Raw genomic sequence first — 19119 nt, forward strand, 5'->3', positions numbered from 1 at the left:
CAGAGGGTGTTTTCATGATCCAACTTGAAAACCTGACCAAAATTTTTGAAACACCACAGGGTGTGGTGACGGCTGCCGATCACATCAACATGGAAGTCCCGACCGGCGAGATTTGCGTCCTGCTCGGGCCGTCGGGCTGTGGCAAAACCACAACGCTGAAAATGATTAACCGTCTGGTGACGCCGACTTCGGGCAAGGTGTACATCAACGGCGAAGATACCACGGGTATCGATACCGTGACCCTGCGTCGCAACATCGGGTATGTGATCCAGCAGATCGGTCTGTTCCCTAATATGACCATCGAAGAGAACATTGCCCTGATCCCGAAACTGATGGGCTGGGATGCCAAGCGCTGTACCAACCGGGTGAAAGAGCTGCTGGATATGGTGGCGCTGGATCCGAATGCTTACATGAAGCGCTTTCCGAACGAGTTGTCTGGTGGCCAGCAGCAACGGGTAGGTGTGGTGCGCGCCCTGGCAGCAGATGCGCCAGTATTGCTGATGGATGAGCCGTTTGGCGCGATTGACCCGATTAACCGGGAAGTGATCCAGGAAGAGTTCCTGAAAATGAACAAGGAACTGCAAAAAACGATTATGTTCGTCTCACATGATATCGACGAAGCGGTGAAGATGGCCAATAAAGTGGCGATTTTCCGCAATGGTCAGCTGGAGCAATACTCGAGCCCGGATCAGCTTCTGGCCCACCCGGAGACGGATTTCGTGGCTGATTTTGTTGGCACGGACCGAACTCTGAAGCGGCTGCAGCTCTCGACGGCCGGTGAAGTGATGGAGCGCCAGGTGCCGACGGTTTCCCCGGAAGATACCCTGGAGCAGGCAAATCGTCTGATGGCCGAATATGGCCACGGGATGATCGTGATGGTCAACAAGCAGCGCCAGCCGATTGGGGTGATCAGCAAATCCGTAGCGATGAGCCAGCGTGGTCTGTGCAGTGAACATTTTGAGCGTCTGCCGATCCTGATGGATCAAACCCAGGACTTGCGTGCTGTGGTGTCGAAGATGTTCGCTCATGATATCAGCTGGCTGGCGGTCGTGGATGAACAGGGTCGCCTGTGTGGTGAAATTTCGCAGCGTGGTATTACTCACCACCTGGGAGCCAGTTTCAATACGAAGGGGTAAGGTGTGAAACGTGAACGTTTGAAGCAGTTCATCGTTGCTGCCAGCTTGCTCCTGGCGTTTGCGCTTGGAATTGAGCTCCAGGCAAACGGCTTTATCGATGATTTCCTCTATTATTGGGAAGATATTACGTATCTGGCAGTGGAGCACGTCAAGCTGACGCTGATTTCCGGCGGTCTGGCAATTTTGCTCGCCGTGCCGATCGGCATTGTACTGAGTCGCCCGGCCTGCCGGCGCTTCTCGGAAGCCTTTATGCAGATCTTCAACATCGGCTCGACGGTGCCGACCCTGGCGGTGCTGGCGTTGTCGATGACATTTCTCGGTGTGGGCAACACCCCGGCAATTTTTGCGCTGGTGATTGCGACCATTCTGCCAATTGTCAGAAATACCTATACCGGGTTGATTGCTGTGCCAGCCCACCTGAAAGAAGCTGCGATTGGCATGGGCCTGACGCCGATGCAGTTACTGTGGAAGGTCGAGTTGCCCAATGCACTGTATGTCATCATTGCCGGGATCCGCACTGCGTTTGCGATCAATATCGGCACAGTCCCGTTGGCGTTTCTGATTGGTGGCACAGGCTTGGGCGAGTTGATTTTTACCGGGATTGATCTCGATGAGCTGACCATGATGCTGGCCGGTGCGATCCCGACCGCGGCCCTGGCGGTGTTGTTTGATATTGGTTTTGGCGCTCTGACCTTTATGATGGTCAGTAAAGGGGTGAATCCGCTGCGCCAGCGGGGATAGTCACGGCATGTATGAATAAGCAAACATTTGAGTTTGACTGTAGAGAGGGAAAATAACGATGTCTAAGTTTCGTCTGATTGCCACTGCGGCAATGATCGCTTTCACATCCACAGTAGCCCAGGCTGCTGATCTGGTTGTTGGCGGCAAAGGGTTTACCGAGCAGCTGGTGCTGGCTTCGATCACCGAGCAATACCTGGCAGCGCAGGGCTATGAAGTCGACAAGCGTGATGGCATGGGCTCCACGGTGGTGCGTAAGGCCCAGGAGAACGGCCAGATTGATCTGTACTGGGAATATACAGGTACGTCTCTGATCACATTCAACAAGATCAAAGACCGCCTGTCCGCAGAAGACACCTACAACAAGGTGAAGCAGCTGGATGGCGAGAAGGGTCTGGTTTGGCTCAACCCGTCAAAAGCAAACAATACCTATGCCCTGGCGATGCGCCGGAGTGATGCCGAGGCGAACCAGATCGTCTCGATCAGCGATATGGCCGCCTGGCTGAAAGGGGACGGTAAAGATGCCATCTTTGCCTCAAACATTGAATTTGCGGCGCGCCCGGATGGCCTGCGCCCGCTGCAAAAAGCGTACAAATTCAAATTCTCCCGTAAGAACCTGAAAAAGATGAATTCAGGTTTGACTTACCAGGCACTGAAAGTGGGTGAAGCGGATCTGGCATTGGTGTTTGCCACCGATGGCCGCATCAAGGCATTTGATTTTATTGTGCTGCAGGACGATAAAGGCTTCTTCCCGAACTACGCTCTGGCGCCTGTGGTGCGAGAAGATACCCTGAGCAAGCATCCGAAACTGGCTGAGCAGCTCAACACGCTGTCAGCGTTGCTGAATGACGATGTGATGGCTTCGATGAACGCCAAAGTCGATGTTGAGAAGCAGAGTATCGAGTCTGTTGCAAAAGAGTTCCTGCAAAGCAACAACTTGCTTTAATCATTTCCTGGTTGGAAAAAGGGTTGGCCTGGGGCCGGCCCTTTTTTATGAGAGTAAGCTGATGAGAAAGAATGAACTGAAAGTCGGGATTGCCCAGATCGCACCTGAGCTGGGGAATGTTACCGCAAACTTGACCAAACATTTGGCCTATATCACCCAAGCCCGTGACGAAGGGGTCGAGCTGTTGCTGTTTCCCGAGCTGTCGATGACCGGCTATAGCCTGCGGGAACAGACCCTGGCTGTTGCGATGCGCAGCGATGATGCGCTGCTCGCCGAGCTGGCACAGGCAGCAGGGGAGATGGCAGTGTGCTTTGGCTTTGTCGAAGAAGCCGCGCCGGGTGAGTTTTACAACGCCCAGGGAATGGTTAAGAACGGCCAGTTGATCCACCTGCACCGCAAGCTGAACCTGCCGAACTATGGCGGTCTGGAAGAAGCCAAGTGGTACAGCAAAGGGCAGAGTCTGGTGCCGTGCGAGCCGTTTGCCGGCTGGCTGACCCACACTCTGATTTGTGCTGATTTGTGGAACCCGGCGCTGCCGCACCTGGCGATGCTGGATAAGCCGTCACTGCTGCTGGCCCCGGTGAACTCAGCAGCGGATATTGTCTCGGATGAATTTTCCAACCCACAGGGCTGGACAACCAATACCGATTTTATTTCCATGACCTATGGTGTGCCGTTGCTGATGGCGAACAGCTGTGCCCGCGAAGGCAACAGCCAGTTCTGGGGCGGTTCCCGGATCATGGATGCCTTCGGCAACTGTATTGCTCAAGCGGGTGGGGAAGAAGCCCTGATTAGCGGCGTGGTTCGCTTAGCCGATACCCGTGAGGCGCGCTTTCAGCTACCGACGATTCGCGATGCGGACAACCGCCTGGTACTGGAGCTGCTGCAGCAGCGGATTGGGGGTTAATCCCAGCCCTCAGTACCAAGCGGCCGAAGTAAAAAAGAAAGGCTGCACCGTGTGGACACGGTGCAGCCTTTCTTATTGGCTCGCGAGCGTAGCGTTAAGCGTAGGCTCCAGGTGCGGAACAAGTTATAACAACGGACTGAACATGTAGAAAAACTGCTCGAGCAGCTTTTGGATCACCGGGCGTTTTTCCCACTCCCGGAGCTTCATGTAGCTCGAATCCTGAATATAATCCTGCTGAAGTTGGCCCAATTGGTGGGTGAAGGCCGGGTTATCTATGGTCAGGGTAACCTCAAAGTTGAGTCGCAGGCTGCGCATGTCCAGGTTAACGGTGCCAATCAGGCAGTGACTGTCATCGATCACCACAGACTTGGTATGCAGCAGACCGCCGTGAAAGCGGTGAATGTGGACGCCGGCTGAGAGCAGCTCGGTAAAGAAGGAGCGGCTGGCCCATTCCACCATGATTGAATCGTTCTTATCCGGGATCACGATATGGACACTGATCCCGCGCTGGCTGGCACTGATCAGCGCATGATGCAAGTGCTCGCTGGGGATGAAATAGGGTGTGGTGATCACAATGCTCCGGCGAGCCTGATAAATGCTGAGCAACAGGGCCTGGTGGATAATTTCATCCGGCATCCCAGGACCGGACGGGATCACCTGGATCATGTCCGAATCACTCTTTGCCAGGTTGGGAGTGCATTGCGGCAAGGGCGGTAAAAAGCGCTGGCCGGTTTCGACTTCCCAGTCCCAGGCTTGAATCCCGTTTAGTACCGCCACGGCCGGGCCCGTGACCCGAACCATGACATCAATCCACTGTCCGACCCCGGCGTCAGTTTTGAAATACTCGGGATCGACCAGGTTCATCGAGCCGGTATAGGCAATCCGGTTGTCGATCACGATGATTTTTCGGTGTTGGCGCAAATCGAGCCGGCGCAGAAACATCCGGAACGGCGAGACCGCTAACGCTTCCACAACTTCAATGCCGGCCTGGCGCATGAGTTTGGGCCAGTAACTGCGGAAAAACCGCATACTGCCGGCAGAATCCAGCAGCAGACGTACGGACACGCCTCGTTTTGCCGCCATGATCAGCGCAGTCGCCACTTCATCGGCCAGGCCGCCCGGATGCCAGATATAAAATTCCAACTGTATCGTCTCTTGGGCCTGGTGGATGTCTTCCACCAGTGAGCGCAGGATTTGCTTGGGACTGTTTTGCAGACTTAGAGTGTTGCCGGAAAGGGCCGGGATCCCCAGCCGGTTCTCGCACAGTTCGCTAATGGGCCTGGCACGGGTGCTCATTGCTTGTGGCTGATGGCCGGGACAGTCATTCAGGCTGCGAAACCAGACCCCAAAAGGCTGGAACATTTCCCGCGCACGCTCGGCGCGCTTTTTTCCCAGGTTCAGTTCACCAAACAGCAGATACGCAATCACCCCGCCGATCGGAATGATATAAATAATCATTAGCCAGGCCAGCGAAACGCCGACCACCCGGCGCTTGAACACAATCCGGAGCGTGACTGCGGCGACAGCTAACCAGTAGAGAAGCACGCCGGCCAGCGCGAGTGCTTGGTAAAATTGTTCCATGTAAGTGTTTTATCAGCCAAATTTGGGGTTTATATGAAGCTTATTTTGCATTGAATTGGCGAGAATGCCAGTGGAATTGGCAAAAGGGTGGCTGGTCACGTCATGAGATGCCTATACCGCATAAAAAGGGGGGGAATATCGTCTACATGCTCAAAAAAACAGCGAGAAAGGCAAAAGGTTAGTGATAGATCAAAAAAATGGACTGCGGGTCTGACATTTTATTCTTTTACTGATTTACTTGCCAATATTCAGGGGGTGACTGATACTTTTAGTCTGTACAAATTAATTTACACCCTGGCGTACACAACATCCTGAAGTCACAATAATGATAGATGAGTAAGAGAAGCGGTATGGCAAGTGGATCAAGAGGGCATTTTAGCTCACGACTCGGTTTTATCCTGGCAGCGGCCGGGTCTGCGGTCGGGCTCGGGAACATTTGGGGGTTTCCGACCCAGGCGGCCAGTAATGGCGGCGCAGTGTTTTTGTTCGTTTATTTATTGATGGTGTTTGCTCTGGCATATCCTCTGTTGGTGGCGGAGCTTACTATCGGTCGCTATGGCAATGCCAACCCCATTAAATCTTTGCGGGCCGTCTGGCCCCAGCAACGGGGGATTGCCGCATTGATGGGGATTGCCGGGATGATCGCGGTGTCGATGATCCTGAGCTTCTACGCCATTGTCGCCGGTTGGTTGTTCGGTTTCCTAGTCGGCCCGGTGCTCAATGTCATTGGGCTGACGGATGCCGCGACCTGGCTGGAATCTTTCAGTACCAGTCGCAATTTGGTGCTGATGATTGTTTTCATGGTGCTGACGATTTTAGTGGTCCGTAACGGGGTTGCGAACGGGATCGAGCGCTGGTCAACCCGGCTGATGCCGGTGCTGCTGGTGCTGTTTGTGGTGATGGTGGGTTACATCCTGACCCAGCAAGGGGCTGCCGACGGTCTGAAAATGTACTTGGTGCCGGATCTGTCGCACTTCAGTCCGGATCTGGTCGTCAGCGCGATGGGACAGGCGTTTTTTTCCTTGTCGCTCGGCGTCTGCTCGATGATGGTGTATGGCTCGTACATCCAGAAAAATGTCAACCTGCCGAAAACTGCGGCCCAGGTGGCGTTGCTTGATACCTCGGTGGCCTTTATTGCCGGGCTGCTGATCCTGCCGGCGATGTTTGTCGCCCAGCATAACGGGGTCGAAATTTACAGTGAAACCGGGGCGCTGCTTTCTTCGGATACCTTGGTCTTCAGTGTTTTGCCGGCGATGTTCGATACCATGGGCAGTGCTGGTTTGTTTATCGGGGTGCTTTTCTTCGTTCTGATGGTGATCGCGGCTCTGACTTCATCCATTTCGATGCTGGAAGTACCGGTCGCCTGTGCCACCGAAGAGCTCAAGCAAGATCGAAAAGTGGCGGTGTGGTGGATCGGGGGCCTGATCACCCTGTTCTCGGCACTGATTGTATTCAACTTTGGGGAGCTGTTCGGCCTGGTAATCTCCTTGACTACAGAATACGCCCAGCCCATTCTCGGGATGATGTTTGCCCTGTTGGTGGGTTGGGTCTGGAAGCGGGACAAAGTGCTGCAGGAGATCCGGGAAGGCTACCCCGAACTAGAGCAGGGACTGTTCTGGAAAATCTGGCCTTGGTATGTCCGGGTTGTCTGTCCCATTTTGATGCTGGTGGTCTTCTTCGCCTAAGCGCTGCATCAATTTCAGAAAGGCCGGTCACACGAGTCTATTTCAAGCCGCCTGCGGGAAGTCCCGCAGGCGGCTTTTTGATCCGGGTGCGACACGAGGCTGCCATTCTGCGAGGAAGCGTTTATACTGCGCCCCCTGTTTCTATTTCATAATGGTGGTTGGGCATGTTCACCCTGGTTTATCAAGATCCTGATTTTTTGGTTATCAATAAGCACCCGGGGGTGAGTGTACATAAAGATGACAATGAACAACCGCTGTTGGCTGCGGTTGCAGCGCAGACCGGAGACGCGCAGCTGTATTTGATCCATCGCCTGGATAAGATGACCTCTGGCCTGCTCCTGCTGGGCCGTCACCGCCAGGCGGCGTCTGAGCTGTCGGCCTGCTTTGCCGAGCGAAGTGTGGAAAAGTTCTATCTGGCGATAGGGAGCAAAAAGCCGAAGAAAAAGCAGGGGGTAGTGATGGGCGATATGACCCGCTCGCGCCGCAGTAGCTGGAAGCTGGAGAGCAGCAAAACCAATCCGGCGATCACTCAGTTTTTTTCAACCACAGCCGGGGAAGGGCGGCGGCTGTTTTTATGTAAGCCGCATACTGGCAAGACCCATCAGATCCGGGTGGCGCTGCGCAGTGTCGGCTCCGGGATCATCGGGGACGACATTTACGGAAGTGAAGCGGCTGATCGCGGTTATCTGCACGCTTATGCGTTGCGGTTTACCTATCAGGGCACGCTCCGGCAGTTTATCTGTCCGCCGGAGCCCGGTGTCTTGTGGCAATCGCCTGAGGTGCAGTCGGCACTTCAGGGATGGTCATCGCCTTGGGATTTGAGCTGGCCGAAGGTGGCGATGAAATAACGGCTATTCATTGAACTCGCAAATTGCGCAATATATAAGCTACGGATACACAGAATCGGTAATAACTTGAATTTCTTGGTGTTAAGTGATGATTCCTTGACCTTACGCGGTAAAAATATCGAGTAATATTACATAAAATAGTGGTCCGGGATATCACTTAGACCGAGGAATATCATGCGCCTGACCCGCTCTGCATCGCACCGCCTGAGACTGAAAAAGAAAAAAATGATATCGCGATTCTGGGGGCTGGCATCATTGCGCCGCAGCCGGCAAAAAATGACATTCCGGGCCAAGCGACAGCGTCAGGCGCGCGCTCATGTTGAATACGTGGTGCTGGCCAGCCACCGTCAGGCCGAGGAGCAGTTCAAGCTCGTCGCCTGATCCCTTTCTTATCACCAGATGTCTGATCCGCTGTATGGAAGCGCCTGTGCGGCGAACTATAATATTTTTGTGCTCGAGCGAGCTATTTTCCTCAGCTTGGGTATAAAATAGCGCCCCTCTTTCATTAAGCCTGACATGTTATGGAATTAAGCGCGCTATCGACTCTGGAACAACACCTACTCACTCAATTGGCCCCGCCGCCTGCGGAAGTCCGGCGGCTCTTTCATGGCCGTGGCCGTTGCTGGCCGGGTCTGGAGCAGCTCACGGTGGATTGGCTGGCCGGGCAGGTGTTGGTGTCTTTATTCAAAGAGCCGGATGCGGCATTCCTCACGGCTCTGCAGGCGATGCTGAACGATCTGACGCAGTCGCCGCAGTGGCAGCAGAGCGGGGCGGTTTCGCTGTTGCTGCAGCACCGGGATCGCCAGGGCTCGCCGCTGGAAGTGCTTTGGGGGGAACATCAGGAATATCAGCCGGTGGTCGAAAACGGGCTGATGTTTAAACTGGATTTGGGCCGCAAGCAAAACAACGGCCTGTTTCTCGATATGCGTTTCGGGCGTGACTGGGTTCTGCGCCATGCACAAGGTAAGCGCGTGCTCAACCTGTTCGCTTATACCTGCGGTTTTTCGGTGGCAGCGGTTGCCGGCGGTGCTGATCATGTGGTGAACCTGGATATGGCCAAATCAGCTCTGAGCCGGGGGCGGGAGAATCACCACCTCAACCAGCATGATTTGAGCAAGGTCAGTTTTCTCGGCCATGAGCTGTTTAAATCCTGGGGCAAGGTGCGCAAACTGGGGCCGTATGATCTGATCATTATTGACCCGCCATCGTTCCAGAAAGGCAGTTTTGCTCTGACTAAGGATTATCAGAAAATTCTGCGCCGCTTACCGGAGCTGCTGACCGAGCACGGCCAGGTGCTGGCCTGCGTGAATGATCCGGGGGTGACATCCCAGTTTCTGATTGACGGCATGGCGGCGGAAGCGCCGGCGTTACGCTTTATTGAGCGTCTGGAGAACCCGCCTGAGTTTGCTGAAGTTGCACCAGAGAAAGGATTGAAAGTAATGCGATTTGGCTATTGATCGTAGATGGCTGATGTTGTGTTTTACCTTCGCCCTGAACCGGCAGGGAAGAAAAGTCGAGCATCTTTGATGCCGCGATAAAGATTGAACCCTGCGGCCCGCCCAGTCTCTTGCGCAACGAGAGACTGGGCGGAAAGCAGGGCTTTTGTGCGCAGCTAGGCGCTGTTGGCTTTACTGAATTGACCCTCACGCAGCTGTCTTAGGACCTGATCCTTGGGGCCGTCAGCAATAATGTTGCCTTGTTCCAGCACAATCAGGCGATCAACAATATCCAGCATGCTACTTTTATGAGTGATCAAGATTAAGGTTTCATCTTTGCTCATATTGCTGAGTTGTTCTTTGATATACATCTCTGAGCGATTATCCATACTGCTGGTTGGTTCATCCATGAGTAATACCGGCGGGTGTCCCACGAGTGCTCTGGCAATCGCAATTGACTGGCGTTGCCCACCGGACAGTGTACAGCCCCCCTCGCCGACCTGGCGCTCAAGTCCGGCCGAATCATGCTGGGTAAAGCTTGTCACACCGGCCCTGTTGGCCGCATCAAGAATTTCCCGATCATCCGTGAGTGGTCTGCCCAGCGTGATGTTGTCTCGGATCGAACCGTAGAACAGCGTAATGTCTTGTGGCACACAGCCAATATTGCGCCGTATATCAATATGGTGTAGCTGTGACATATCGGTATCGTCAATTCGGATAGAGCCCGCCGTTGGTTGATAAAGCCCCATAATTAGCCGTTCTAACGTGGTCTTCCCTGAACCGATACGGCCGATAATCGCGACTTTTTCACCTGGGTTGATGGTCAGGCTGACGTTGCGTAGTACCCTAACGTCAGAGTTCGGGTATTTGAAGTCGACTTTGTCCAGCTCAATTTTACCTTTGATCAACGGGCGGTGAATATAGCGTTTACCTTCTTCCTGCTCGGAGGGCATTGCCATCAGTTGTTCTATCACCCCCATGGCCGATTTGGCCTGGTTATAGCGGATAGAAAGCAATGAGAGCTGAACAAGAGGACCAATCGCCCGGCTGCTGAGCATGGTTGCTGCGATCAGTCCCCCCATGGTCAGCTCCCCTGCGGCAATGAGATATACCCCGAAGACGATCATGGAGACTGAGACTAGCTGTTGCATGAATCCGGCGGCATTTTGAACCGAATCGGTGAGCCGACGTGACTTGATACCCCAGTTTGCCATATGGGCAACGGCTTCTTCCCAGCGGTGCTGGAACTGGCTCTGGGCACCAAACAGCTTGACGGTTTCCAGTCCGCTCAGGCTTTCGATCAGGTTGGCATGCTTTTGTGAGGATAAGCGTGAGCCTTCCTCAATGGTTCGACGCAAAGGGCGTTGCACCAAGATACTGTGTATGATCAGAATCAATACCGCGCAGAGCGGGACCAAAGCCAGTGGCCCGGCAACCAGCCAAATGATCGCTAAAAATAGCAGCGCGAACGGTAAATCAATTAACGTGGTGACCGTCGCTGAGGTGAAAAATTCCCGGATAGACTCGAATTCTTGCATATGCCGGGCAAAGGCACCCACTGAAGGCGGACGTGCCTCCATTTTGATGCCCATCACTTTGGCAAAAATTTTGGAAGAGATGAGCAGATCAGATTTCTTCCCTGCCAGGTCAATAAAGAAACTCCGGAGCAGCTTGAGCAGCAGGTCGAAAATGAAGATCACCGTGATCCCGCTAGCAAGCACCCACAGCGAGTTGAAGGCAAGATTCGGCACAATTTTGTCATACACCAACCGGGTAAATAAGGGGCTGGCAATGGCGAAAAGATTGATCAGGATGGAGGCAATAAAGACATCCCGGTAAATAGAACGAGATTCCCATAACGTGCTCCAGAACCAATGTCCTTCCCGGGTTTTCAGGATTTCAGGCGAGCGCTCATCGTAGCGAAACTTTTTCTTGAAAATAAAAACCTGTCCGGTGAACTGGGTTTTTAGCTCTTTCAGCGGTACCCGTTGCTGCATCAGATCAGCCTGGGGTAGCACAACCTCAGCTTCCTGACTCTCGGCATCAATGCTGAGCAATACGCAGGCATCGCCGCCTTTGAGAATTAAGATTGCCGGCAACAGCAGGGGGGAGATAGCGGTCAGTTCCTGCTTGCTGCTTTTGGTATTCAGCCCGGCTCGTTCTGCGGCCCGGGGTAATTGAAATGGCGATAGCCGCCCATCCGCCAGGGGAAGGCCGGTGATGAGCGCGTCAGGTGAATTGGCCAGCCCGTAGTAACGGCTGATATAAACCAACGCATACAAGAGTGGATCTTTCATGATTGCTTCTCAGTGCTCTTCTGCTGGTCGAAAATAAACCCCTGGAAGCCGCTGACAAAACTTTCTGACAAGATGTTTAACTGGCTCTCGGTTTCGACCCGGGTCGCAATTGTGGTGATATTCAAGTTATGTGCTGTGCGCGAAATGGAGGCCAACACACTGGTTTTGGTTTCGTCCTCCAGTTCATTGGTATAGGCAAAATCGATTTTAACGTAGTCCGGCCGAAATTCATTCAGGTAGTCCAGCGAGCGGAAGTGGCGGCCGTAGTTGTCGACACCAAATCGGAATTGGTGCTGGTGGATGGTTCCACACAGCAGGGCAATATGATCCGGGTTACGGACAAAAGCGGCTTCCGGCAGCTCAAACATGATGCGCGAGGATAGCTCCCGGTTATTTTCCATCAGACTACCGAGCCAGCGGATAAAGGAAGCATTGGTAATACTGCTTTGGGTGAGGTTGACCGTCAATGGGCCGAGTGTCGGCTCCTGTTTCAGTCTGTCGATCATTTGTTTGATCACATAGCGATCAAGTGTATCACCGATATCCAGCTGCTCGATAGCCCCGAGGAATTGACCAGCGCTGTAATATTGCCCCTCCTTCTCGATTGCGGCGAACACTTCATGGTGGAGGATTTGACCGTTCTGCTTGGCGGCCTTCTGGAATTTGAAGCTGAACAGGTCGTCGGCGATTGCTTCCAGCAGTAATGCTTTCCACTGCTGTTTGCCCAGGCTGACCCCTGAGTGTTGCTGTTCGATCAGGGCAATCGGCTGGGTTGGATTTTGTGCTGCCCGAGTCAGGGCATTATCCGCTTGAGCCAGCATCATACCCACGTTCAGGCCTTGGTGGTTCATCACCAGGCCAACACTGGCGTGCAGTGTCGCTTCGCCCATGGGATCGGCCTGAAGCTCGCTGATGATGCGGAGCATACTCAGCCCGATAGCACGAAGCTCACTGGCACTGACATTGGGAGCAAGTAGGGCGAATTCAGCCTGTGACAGGCGGGCGAGGGTCACTTCGGTACGATTGACTGTCGCTAGCAAACCTTGTGCTAGCGCTGCCACCATTTTATCACCCGCTTCATAGCCCTGGTTGTCATAACACTCGGTAATGAGGTCGACCTTGAGCAGTGCCATACCGCCGGTTGATGACTCAGCCAACCAGGACTCAAGCTGGCTGATAAAATAGCTACGGTTCCCCAACCCGGAGACGGGATCCTGGTAGGCGCGCTCACGGAGTTTATCTGCTTCTTTTGCCTGCTCTTTAAAGTACACTTCCAGTTGTGTACTCATGTGGTTGATGGCATGGACAACGGTTTTCAGATCTTTGGTCGGCGGTACCGGTAAGGGTTGCCCAAACTGGTTTTTGGCAATTTCGTCGGCGCGACGGGCGATCAGTGTCAATGGCTTGAGGGAATAGTTCAGCAGCAGCGCCATTATGACGGCTGATACCAGAAACATGACGGCAAAGCCACTGACAAGCTGCACGGTTGCTTTCCAGAGCTGCTGATATGCAAACCCCGGATGGCCGGTTATTTTCACTTCCGCAAGTTGCAACCAGCCGCTGGTCAGTATGCGCTCATCAGTGATGCTGCTGAAGAGATCGAGTGCCACAAACCAGTCGGGTACCCCTTCGATCTGCGTTGGGTACTGGCGCAGGATGATCCCCTGGTCATCCAGCATCGTCAGTTTCACTTCACTATAAAACCCGCCGTCGAACAATGCATTGATGACGGACTCCGCCGCGACTTTGTCATGGGCTTCCAGGTAGGGTGAAAGGGCCAGCCCCATTGAGTTGATGGTGTTGTTGATCTCTGCCGTTTGCTGATTTTCCAGAAAGTTGCGCGTGGTTCTGAATTCAACAAAGAATACTGATGTGATCAGTATGAAAAAAAAAGCCAACATCCATGTAAGTAGTTGTTTATATAACGTCATAGTGATTACCCATCATAATCTTTGATCGGTTTGTTAAGTCTGTCTGTACTGGAGCGTTGCCTGAGGTCATTCCATAAGCTGAGGCGAGAAGATTTACCCGCGACTTTGCTCTGTCCACGTCCTTTCATCAGCCAGAGCCGGCTACCATTAAAACTGTAAATCGGCAGCAGATCTTTACGCTTTGAAGCTTTCTTGATTTCACCGTCCAGGTTATCGAGAAGCAGGGGCTCAGCGGTGGGCGTTGGGTAATAAGCAACAACCATGTGAAACTGATTGATTTCAATTGCCTTAACATAAACCAGCCGAAGCTTGCTGTCTGCAATCCCCAGTTCCCTGAGCGAAAAATACTTGGCGATACTGAAATCCTCACAGTCACCGGCGTTGCTTCCCAGAAACTCCAGCGGGGTTGCCCAGTAGTCTTTCTGTCCCCACAGCTCAATGTCATCAACAAAGTAAAGTTGGTTAAAAAAGCGGTTCACTTTTTCGAGCTTTTCTTGCTCTTGAAGCTGGACGGCATCAGCGAGCAGGTGACGCCAGGCAGACACGCGCAGTCCGGCTCTTTGACCATAGGTTTGGGTTACCCGATCAATCTGCCGATTTTCGATTTCTGTCAGTGCCAGCACACTGACAGAGAAAAGAAAACCGGCGCAAATAAGCCACCAAGTTCTCACTAAATGCCTGCCTCTGGGCTTATTCGGTACGGCGGGTAAAAATCGTCCACTCTTTCTCAATATCTCCTCTGAATCCGGTCACGGTGCCGACAACCCGGCGGCTAAGTGAAAACGCTTTTTCCTGGTTCGCGCTCCTGACCGGATCATTGTCGCCATGGCCGACAATGGTGAGCCGGCCCGCTGTAACACCCAAGTTGATCAAGGCCTGTCTGACGGCCTCAGCCCGTAGCCGGGACAGTTCGATATTGCGTGCGTGGTTCCCCACTTTACTGGCATGTCCCTGTAGCTCAAGCCCGGTGTCTGGGTATTGTTTCAGAAAATCGGCCATGAGAACAATATCAGGTCGGTATTGCGGCTGGATTTCTGCTGAATTATTGGCAAACAAAACATGCAACGAGTGTGTTTCTGTGCTGCTGGTGTGCCTCGGGCAACCGTCGTTATCTACTATCGCCGAGAGGGCCGTTGCTTCACATTTGTCACGTGCGTTGATAACGCCATCCTGATCATCATCCTGGAGATCAGCCTGCTGCACTGCGGCAGGCGGGAGTTCAGCCTCAGTTGAGAAGAGGCCTTCCGGGGCGGCGCAGCCTGAAATCAATAGGCTCAGAAATAAACAATGCCAGCGTTTCATGATTAACCTCATTGTTGTTTGTCATACACGGATTGTTGCCACGCTTGCGGCATCTCGACCCGGAGGGCGGCCAAAAGTCGACCAGTCGCGTTTAGGATCCGGTATTGCGCTTCTATCTCGGAAAAATAGGCATCAACATAGGATTTGCGAGCTTCAAACAGCTCGTTTTCGGTATTAAGCAAATCGAGCAGGGTGCGTTTGCCAATCCTGAATTGTTTTTCGTAAACAATGACAGTTTCTGCCGCGGCGTCAACATGGGCCTGGAGAAACTCTTTCTGCTCCATGGTGAGGTTGAGGGCACTCCATGACAGGCGGGCTCCTTCTTCTATCATGCGCAGGGCGCGTTCACGGATATCACGTGATTTGCTAATCTGATAAGCTGCCTGGCGACTTTCCGCGGTGTCCGTGCCCCCGTTGAACAGGTTGTATCGCATGCGGAGCATAGCACTCAGCTCATCGGTTGAGCCGTTAAAACCGTCAGCATCCTCTGTCCAGGTCTGGGTCATCTCAAAGGTAAAGGTTGGATAAAAACGTCCCTTACGCTGCTCATACTGAGCTTGGGCGGCTTGGATATCCAGTGCGGAAACCTGAACGACCGGGTTTTCACGTAAAGCAACTTCGAGTGCTTTTCTCAGGGACTCGGGTAAGAAGCGCTGGTCAACTTCAGGGGTGACTAAGTTTTGGGGTGGCTCTCCCACGACCCGTAAAAATTCAGTCTGTGAGTCGAGCAGGTTGTTCTGGGCTGCCCGCAAGTTACTTTGAGAGCGCGCAACGCGGGCTTTGACCTGGGCCAAATCAGCGGTTGAGCCGATGCCTGAACTGGTGCGTTTCTGAATGTCCTGATAAATACGCATATGGACATTGAGGTTACTTTCTGTCAGCGCCAACACCTCTTCTGCCTGCAGTGTTTTGAGGTAGACTTCGATGACGCGCAGCGCTTTATCCTGCGCATCGGCGATGAGCTGATAGCGCTGCGCCTCTGCTTCAGCTTTGGTTCGCTCGATATTCAACAGGCTGGCAGAGCCGTCCCAGAGCAATTGTCTGAGGCTTAACGTAGCATCTCTGCGTGTGAAATCGTCGCCGCCGGTATTACTCGGGTCATTATCAAAGCTCTCCCGGCCTAACCCGGCTTCAAGATCAAGCGAAGGATAATACCCCCCTTTAGCAGCATGGATACTCTGTTGCTGGCTTCTGAACTCGTTAAATGCACTCTTTATCTCAGGGTTTGTGCTGAGTGTGATCGCAACTGCTTGTTCCAACGACTGGGCATGCACTACAGATGTTGTGACGGGTATACTGATGAGCAAAGTGAAGAGTGCCCAGTTATATCTGTTTTTCATATGGTTCTTATATCCTCACTATTCTCTAAGCGCTGAATGACGAGCCTGCAAAACCGGCTTGAGCAGGTAGTCAAGGACAGTCCGTTTGCCGGTAATGATATCGGCAGTCGCTGTCATTCCCGGGATAATGGGTAAGGCTTCAGCACCTTCCCCTAGGTCATTTTGTTCCGTGCGGATCCGCACCAGATAAAAACTGTTGCCTTCTTCATCTTGGATAGTATCGGCGCTGATATGCTCCAGGGTGCCATGCAGGCCGCCATAGACCGTGAAGTCATAGGCGCTGAATTTGATAACGGCCTGCAGCCCCGGCCGCAGAAAGGCGATATCTTGCGGCGCAATTTTCGCTTCAATCAGCAGGTTGTCTTCGCTGGGAACTATTTCAATCAAATCCATACCCGGCTGGATCACACCGCCGACTGTATTGACGTGGATTTTTTTTATTGTGCCGGTCACCGGTGAGACCACCACAGTACGATTGACCCGATCTTCAAGCCCGACCTGACTTTCACGGATAGCCGAGAGCCGATCTCCGTTTTCGTTGAGCTGAGCTTGCTGCTCGGAGCGGAACTTCAATGCAATATCAATCCGTTTTAGGATGGCTTCCTGGATTGCAGCTTTGATCACCGGCGTCTTCAATTCAGTTGAAGTGAGTTCGCGTTTGGTATCATTGACCTGACGTTGAATTTTCAGCAGCTCAATCCTCGGTACGACCCCTTCATCTGCCAGCGGCTGAGTGATTGTTAACTCTTTTTGGGCAATTTCGTAACTACGGCGGAGGTTTCGGATCCGGGCATTGGCTTCAATCAACTCGCGCTCTTTTTGGTTGATTTGCTGTCCGGTCAGCGACAGCTGATTTTTCAGATTACTTAAAGCATCTGTATATTCCGCATATTGCCGTCTTACCAAATTGGGATAGCGTTCTGTAAATTCCGGTGTAAAGGTAAGCTGATCGGTTAATATCGTAATACTGTTGCGCCAGTCTTGCGCTGTCTCCATGTTGTTATTAACCCGGATACTGGCCAACAGGGCATTCAGGCGTGCGGAGTCGGCCTGAAGACTGGCTATTTCCTGCTCTTTTTCCCGGAAGTCCGAGCGAAAGAGAGTGTCGTCAATGAGCAATAGCTGTTGCCCTTTAGTGACCAGGCTACCTTCCCTGACCAGGACTTCTTTGACCAGGCCACCTTCCAGGTTTTGCACAACCTGCAGCTGTGATGAGGGGATCACCTTGCCAATGCCGACGGTAACTTTATCGATTTCAGCCCAGGAAGCCCAGGCGATGGCACAGACGAAAAAAAGTGCGATGACCCAAAGCATGATACTGGCACTTTTGGGCGCCCTGAGTAACAAGGCGGCCGTTTTATCATCAATGTACTCGAGGTGCTGAGCGTCTGGCGAAAGCGTCTGCGTGTTCTCTTTCGGAGCCTTATTCATGGTCTGTATCTTACTTCGTTTTGGCTACCTAGCGAGGTGCTAGGATAGAGGATTACACTGTTAAATTGAAATGATTTCTCCGTCTCTCCGTCATTTTTTTGACTAATTGTTATGTTTTAGCCTGAAATGAATACAACTTATAAACAGCTCAATATATTAGGGGCCGTCACCGTACTGGAATTGGGAGTCATTTCTTTATTTTCATGACATCGTCCATGGATGATTGAGGTTATATCATTCTTATTGGCAGGTATCTACGAAAACCGGCATAAAAAACCATATAAACTCATATATTTTAGTGGCTTAACTAAGTGGGTTTTAAATGGTTTTTTTGTGTTTTTAATATCAATAAAGCAGCGATAACCCTTTGAGTTACACATCAGGAACTGTACCAAATACTTATGCCAGCCAGCTCTGAAAGAGGTGCGGGTGAGCGCTTGGATGTGGCTACAAGTCATGCGGGGGAAGCTGGCTTGAGCTGCTTTTTTAATGGCGACAAGTGCTTGGTTTACATTTTGTTTTTACATTTTTGTGATTTGTATATTGTTTGGTCACATTTTGTCGTCAATTTATCTGTGCCAGTGATAATTTTTTGACTATTTTTCCAATGAAAATGGTAAGATAGGCAATCAAGCATGTTCTATATAAAGCGGTTTCGCTAGGTTAAGTCGAGAAAGGGTGCATCATGGCTGAAGTCACTAACAATAAAGATAATTTAAATGATCTATCAGGTCAGCAGGTCACCATTGCTAAAGATGGAACTCCGGGGTTTTTTCAGGCTGATGTATCGCTCAAGCCCGGCGAGATTGTTTTTGGTGTGGCTGATGGTAAGCCGAATGTGAAGGTGAAGCAGGCTGCAACTGAGGGCCATGATGCAGACGATGATTTTGAAGATATCAGTGATGATGTTGCCCAGATCCTCGCGGCTTTAGAACAAGGAGAAGATCCCACCCAACTGGGGGAAGAGTTTGCGACGGCTGCCGGTGAAACGCAAGGCTCTAGCTTAGTCACATCCGCAGAGATCGCTCGTGATGCAGAATCCACCCTTGCCGAAGCGGGTTTCGATACACAACCTTTACAAGAACTCGGCCTAAGCGAAGCCCAAAGCCTGGCTATCGTGCGTCAATATAGTGCATTCATTAATTTTTCAGACAGCAGCAGTACGAGTGACTCAGCGGAGCCGGATACCACCGCGACGGGCGCGCCAGGCGTTGAGATCACAGAAGATGCGAACGACGACGGCCTGCTCAGCGCGGCGGAGCTGGATGGTGACGTGAACGTGACCATCAGCCTGACAGACACAGGTGCGGTCGCGGGCGATACCTTGACCGTGAACGGCACTGAGATCGAACTGACTCAGGCTCACATCGACGCAGACCAAGTTCTGACCACGGTTGATGCACCTGCGGAAGGCGCGACGTTAATCGTCGAAGCGACCATTACCGACAAAGCGGGTAACGTGTCCCTACCAGGCAGCGACAGTGCGAAACTGGATCTAGAAGCGACCGCGGGCACAGTGACGGTTGATGACATCACAGCCG

The 19119-nt window shown here is 52.5% G+C and carries 15 protein-coding genes and 1 pseudogene; 9 read left to right on the top strand and 7 right to left on the bottom strand.

Features of this window, described 5'->3' with window-relative positions; translation table 11 throughout:
• The first annotated feature begins 14 nt into the window (after positions 1-14).
• From NNL38_RS05070 to NNL38_RS05085, 4 genes are all read left to right on the top strand, one after another.
• Positions 15-1136, top strand: coding sequence for an ABC transporter ATP-binding protein (locus tag NNL38_RS05070; protein ID WP_255389939.1), 1122 nt, complete (start codon positions 15-17; stop codon positions 1134-1136).
• 3 nt (positions 1137-1139) lie between these two features.
• On the top strand, positions 1140-1877 hold the full coding sequence (locus tag NNL38_RS05075; RefSeq protein ID WP_255389940.1) for an ABC transporter permease: 738 nt from the start codon (positions 1140-1142) through the stop codon (positions 1875-1877).
• 58 nt (positions 1878-1935) lie between these two features.
• Positions 1936-2820, top strand: coding sequence for a glycine betaine ABC transporter substrate-binding protein (locus tag NNL38_RS05080; protein ID WP_255389941.1), 885 nt, complete (start codon positions 1936-1938; stop codon positions 2818-2820).
• Positions 2821-2881: 61 nt separating this feature from the next.
• A complete protein-coding gene (locus tag NNL38_RS05085; protein ID WP_255389942.1) occupies positions 2882-3727 on the top strand; it encodes a nitrilase-related carbon-nitrogen hydrolase in 846 nt (281 codons plus the stop codon).
• A 123-nt stretch (positions 3728-3850) separates the two neighbouring features.
• Here the strand turns inward: NNL38_RS05085 and cls are convergent, their stop codons facing one another.
• Positions 3851-5308: a cardiolipin synthase gene (gene cls, locus NNL38_RS05090; protein WP_255389943.1), complete on the bottom strand. Its 1458-nt coding sequence runs from the start codon at positions 5306-5308 to the stop codon at positions 3851-3853.
• A gap of 350 nt (positions 5309-5658) precedes the next feature.
• Here cls and NNL38_RS05095 point away from each other — a divergent pair, with 350 nt between their 5' ends.
• From NNL38_RS05095 to NNL38_RS05110, 4 genes are all read left to right on the top strand, one after another.
• On the top strand, positions 5659-6993 hold the full coding sequence (locus NNL38_RS05095) for a sodium-dependent transporter (RefSeq protein ID WP_255389944.1): 1335 nt from the start codon (positions 5659-5661) through the stop codon (positions 6991-6993).
• Positions 6994-7157: 164 nt separating this feature from the next.
• The gene (locus NNL38_RS05100; protein ID WP_255389945.1) at positions 7158-7841 is read left to right on the top strand and encodes a TIGR01621 family pseudouridine synthase; all 684 of its coding nucleotides are present in this window, start codon (positions 7158-7160) and stop codon (positions 7839-7841) included.
• A 174-nt stretch (positions 7842-8015) separates the two neighbouring features.
• The gene (locus NNL38_RS05105) at positions 8016-8222 is read left to right on the top strand and encodes a hypothetical protein (RefSeq protein WP_255389946.1); all 207 of its coding nucleotides are present in this window, start codon (positions 8016-8018) and stop codon (positions 8220-8222) included.
• Between the two features lie 140 nt (positions 8223-8362).
• A complete protein-coding gene (locus NNL38_RS05110; protein WP_255389947.1) occupies positions 8363-9298 on the top strand; it encodes a class I SAM-dependent methyltransferase in 936 nt (311 codons plus the stop codon).
• A 155-nt stretch (positions 9299-9453) separates the two neighbouring features.
• Here NNL38_RS05110 and NNL38_RS05115 read toward each other — a convergent pair whose 3' ends face one another.
• Genes NNL38_RS05115 through NNL38_RS05140 form a run of 6 tightly spaced genes read right to left on the bottom strand, consistent with a single transcriptional unit; the run spans position 9454 to position 17578 of the window.
• Complete coding sequence (locus tag NNL38_RS05115; protein ID WP_255389948.1) at positions 9454-11574, bottom strand: type I secretion system permease/ATPase; 2121 nt, start codon at positions 11572-11574, stop codon at positions 9454-9456.
• Positions 11571-13505, bottom strand: a complete 1935-nt coding sequence (locus NNL38_RS05120; RefSeq protein WP_255389949.1) for an EAL domain-containing protein — start codon at positions 13503-13505, stop codon at positions 11571-11573. Before NNL38_RS05120 ends, NNL38_RS05115 begins: the two co-directional genes overlap by 4 nt.
• A 5-nt stretch (positions 13506-13510) precedes the next feature.
• Positions 13511-14176 carry a transglutaminase-like cysteine peptidase gene (locus NNL38_RS05125; protein WP_255389950.1) on the bottom strand — a complete coding sequence of 222 codons (666 nt, stop codon included), beginning with the start codon at positions 14174-14176 and terminating at the stop codon, positions 13511-13513.
• Between the two features lie 19 nt (positions 14177-14195).
• Entirely contained in the window at positions 14196-14807 is a 612-nt protein-coding gene (locus tag NNL38_RS05130) for an OmpA family protein (protein ID WP_255389951.1), read from the bottom strand.
• Positions 14808-14815: 8 nt separating this feature from the next.
• Positions 14816-16147, bottom strand: a complete 1332-nt coding sequence (locus tag NNL38_RS05135) for a TolC family outer membrane protein (protein WP_255389952.1) — start codon at positions 16145-16147, stop codon at positions 14816-14818.
• Positions 16148-16165: 18 nt separating this feature from the next.
• Positions 16166-17578 (bottom strand): HlyD family type I secretion periplasmic adaptor subunit, encoded by a 1413-nt coding sequence (locus NNL38_RS05140; protein ID WP_255389953.1) that lies wholly within the window; start codon positions 17576-17578, stop codon positions 16166-16168.
• Between the two features lie 685 nt (positions 17579-18263).
• On the opposite strand from NNL38_RS05140, the pseudogene NNL38_RS05145 reads away from it, so the two are divergent.
• Positions 18264-19119 (top strand): annotated as a pseudogene (locus tag NNL38_RS05145) (hypothetical protein); the annotation flags it as partial.

It is taken from the genome of Photobacterium atrarenae (genome assembly GCF_024380015.1).
In the GTDB taxonomy this organism is placed as follows: domain Bacteria; phylum Pseudomonadota; class Gammaproteobacteria; order Enterobacterales; family Vibrionaceae; genus Photobacterium; species Photobacterium atrarenae.

Excerpts from the sequence above, each read along its gene's own strand:
- NNL38_RS05070 (WP_255389939.1), top strand. The coding sequence starts at position 15 with ATGATCCAACTTGAAAACCTGACCAAAATTTTTGAAACACCACAGGGT.
- NNL38_RS05080 (WP_255389941.1), top strand. The coding sequence starts at position 1,936 with ATGTCTAAGTTTCGTCTGATTGCCACTGCGGCAATGATCGCTTTCACA.
- NNL38_RS05085 (WP_255389942.1), top strand. The coding sequence starts at position 2,882 with ATGAGAAAGAATGAACTGAAAGTCGGGATTGCCCAGATCGCACCTGAG.
- cls (WP_255389943.1), bottom strand. The coding sequence starts at position 5,308 with ATGGAACAATTTTACCAAGCACTCGCGCTGGCCGGCGTGCTTCTCTAC.
- NNL38_RS05095 (WP_255389944.1), top strand. The coding sequence starts at position 5,659 with ATGGCAAGTGGATCAAGAGGGCATTTTAGCTCACGACTCGGTTTTATC.
- NNL38_RS05100 (WP_255389945.1), top strand. The coding sequence starts at position 7,158 with ATGTTCACCCTGGTTTATCAAGATCCTGATTTTTTGGTTATCAATAAG.
- NNL38_RS05105 (WP_255389946.1), top strand. The coding sequence starts at position 8,016 with ATGCGCCTGACCCGCTCTGCATCGCACCGCCTGAGACTGAAAAAGAAA.
- NNL38_RS05110 (WP_255389947.1), top strand. The coding sequence starts at position 8,363 with ATGGAATTAAGCGCGCTATCGACTCTGGAACAACACCTACTCACTCAA.
- NNL38_RS05115 (WP_255389948.1), bottom strand. The coding sequence starts at position 11,574 with ATGAAAGATCCACTCTTGTATGCGTTGGTTTATATCAGCCGTTACTAC.
- NNL38_RS05120 (WP_255389949.1), bottom strand. The coding sequence starts at position 13,505 with ATGACGTTATATAAACAACTACTTACATGGATGTTGGCTTTTTTTTTC.
- NNL38_RS05130 (WP_255389951.1), bottom strand. The coding sequence starts at position 14,807 with ATGAAACGCTGGCATTGTTTATTTCTGAGCCTATTGATTTCAGGCTGC.
- NNL38_RS05135 (WP_255389952.1), bottom strand. The coding sequence starts at position 16,147 with ATGAAAAACAGATATAACTGGGCACTCTTCACTTTGCTCATCAGTATA.
- NNL38_RS05140 (WP_255389953.1), bottom strand. The coding sequence starts at position 17,578 with ATGAATAAGGCTCCGAAAGAGAACACGCAGACGCTTTCGCCAGACGCT.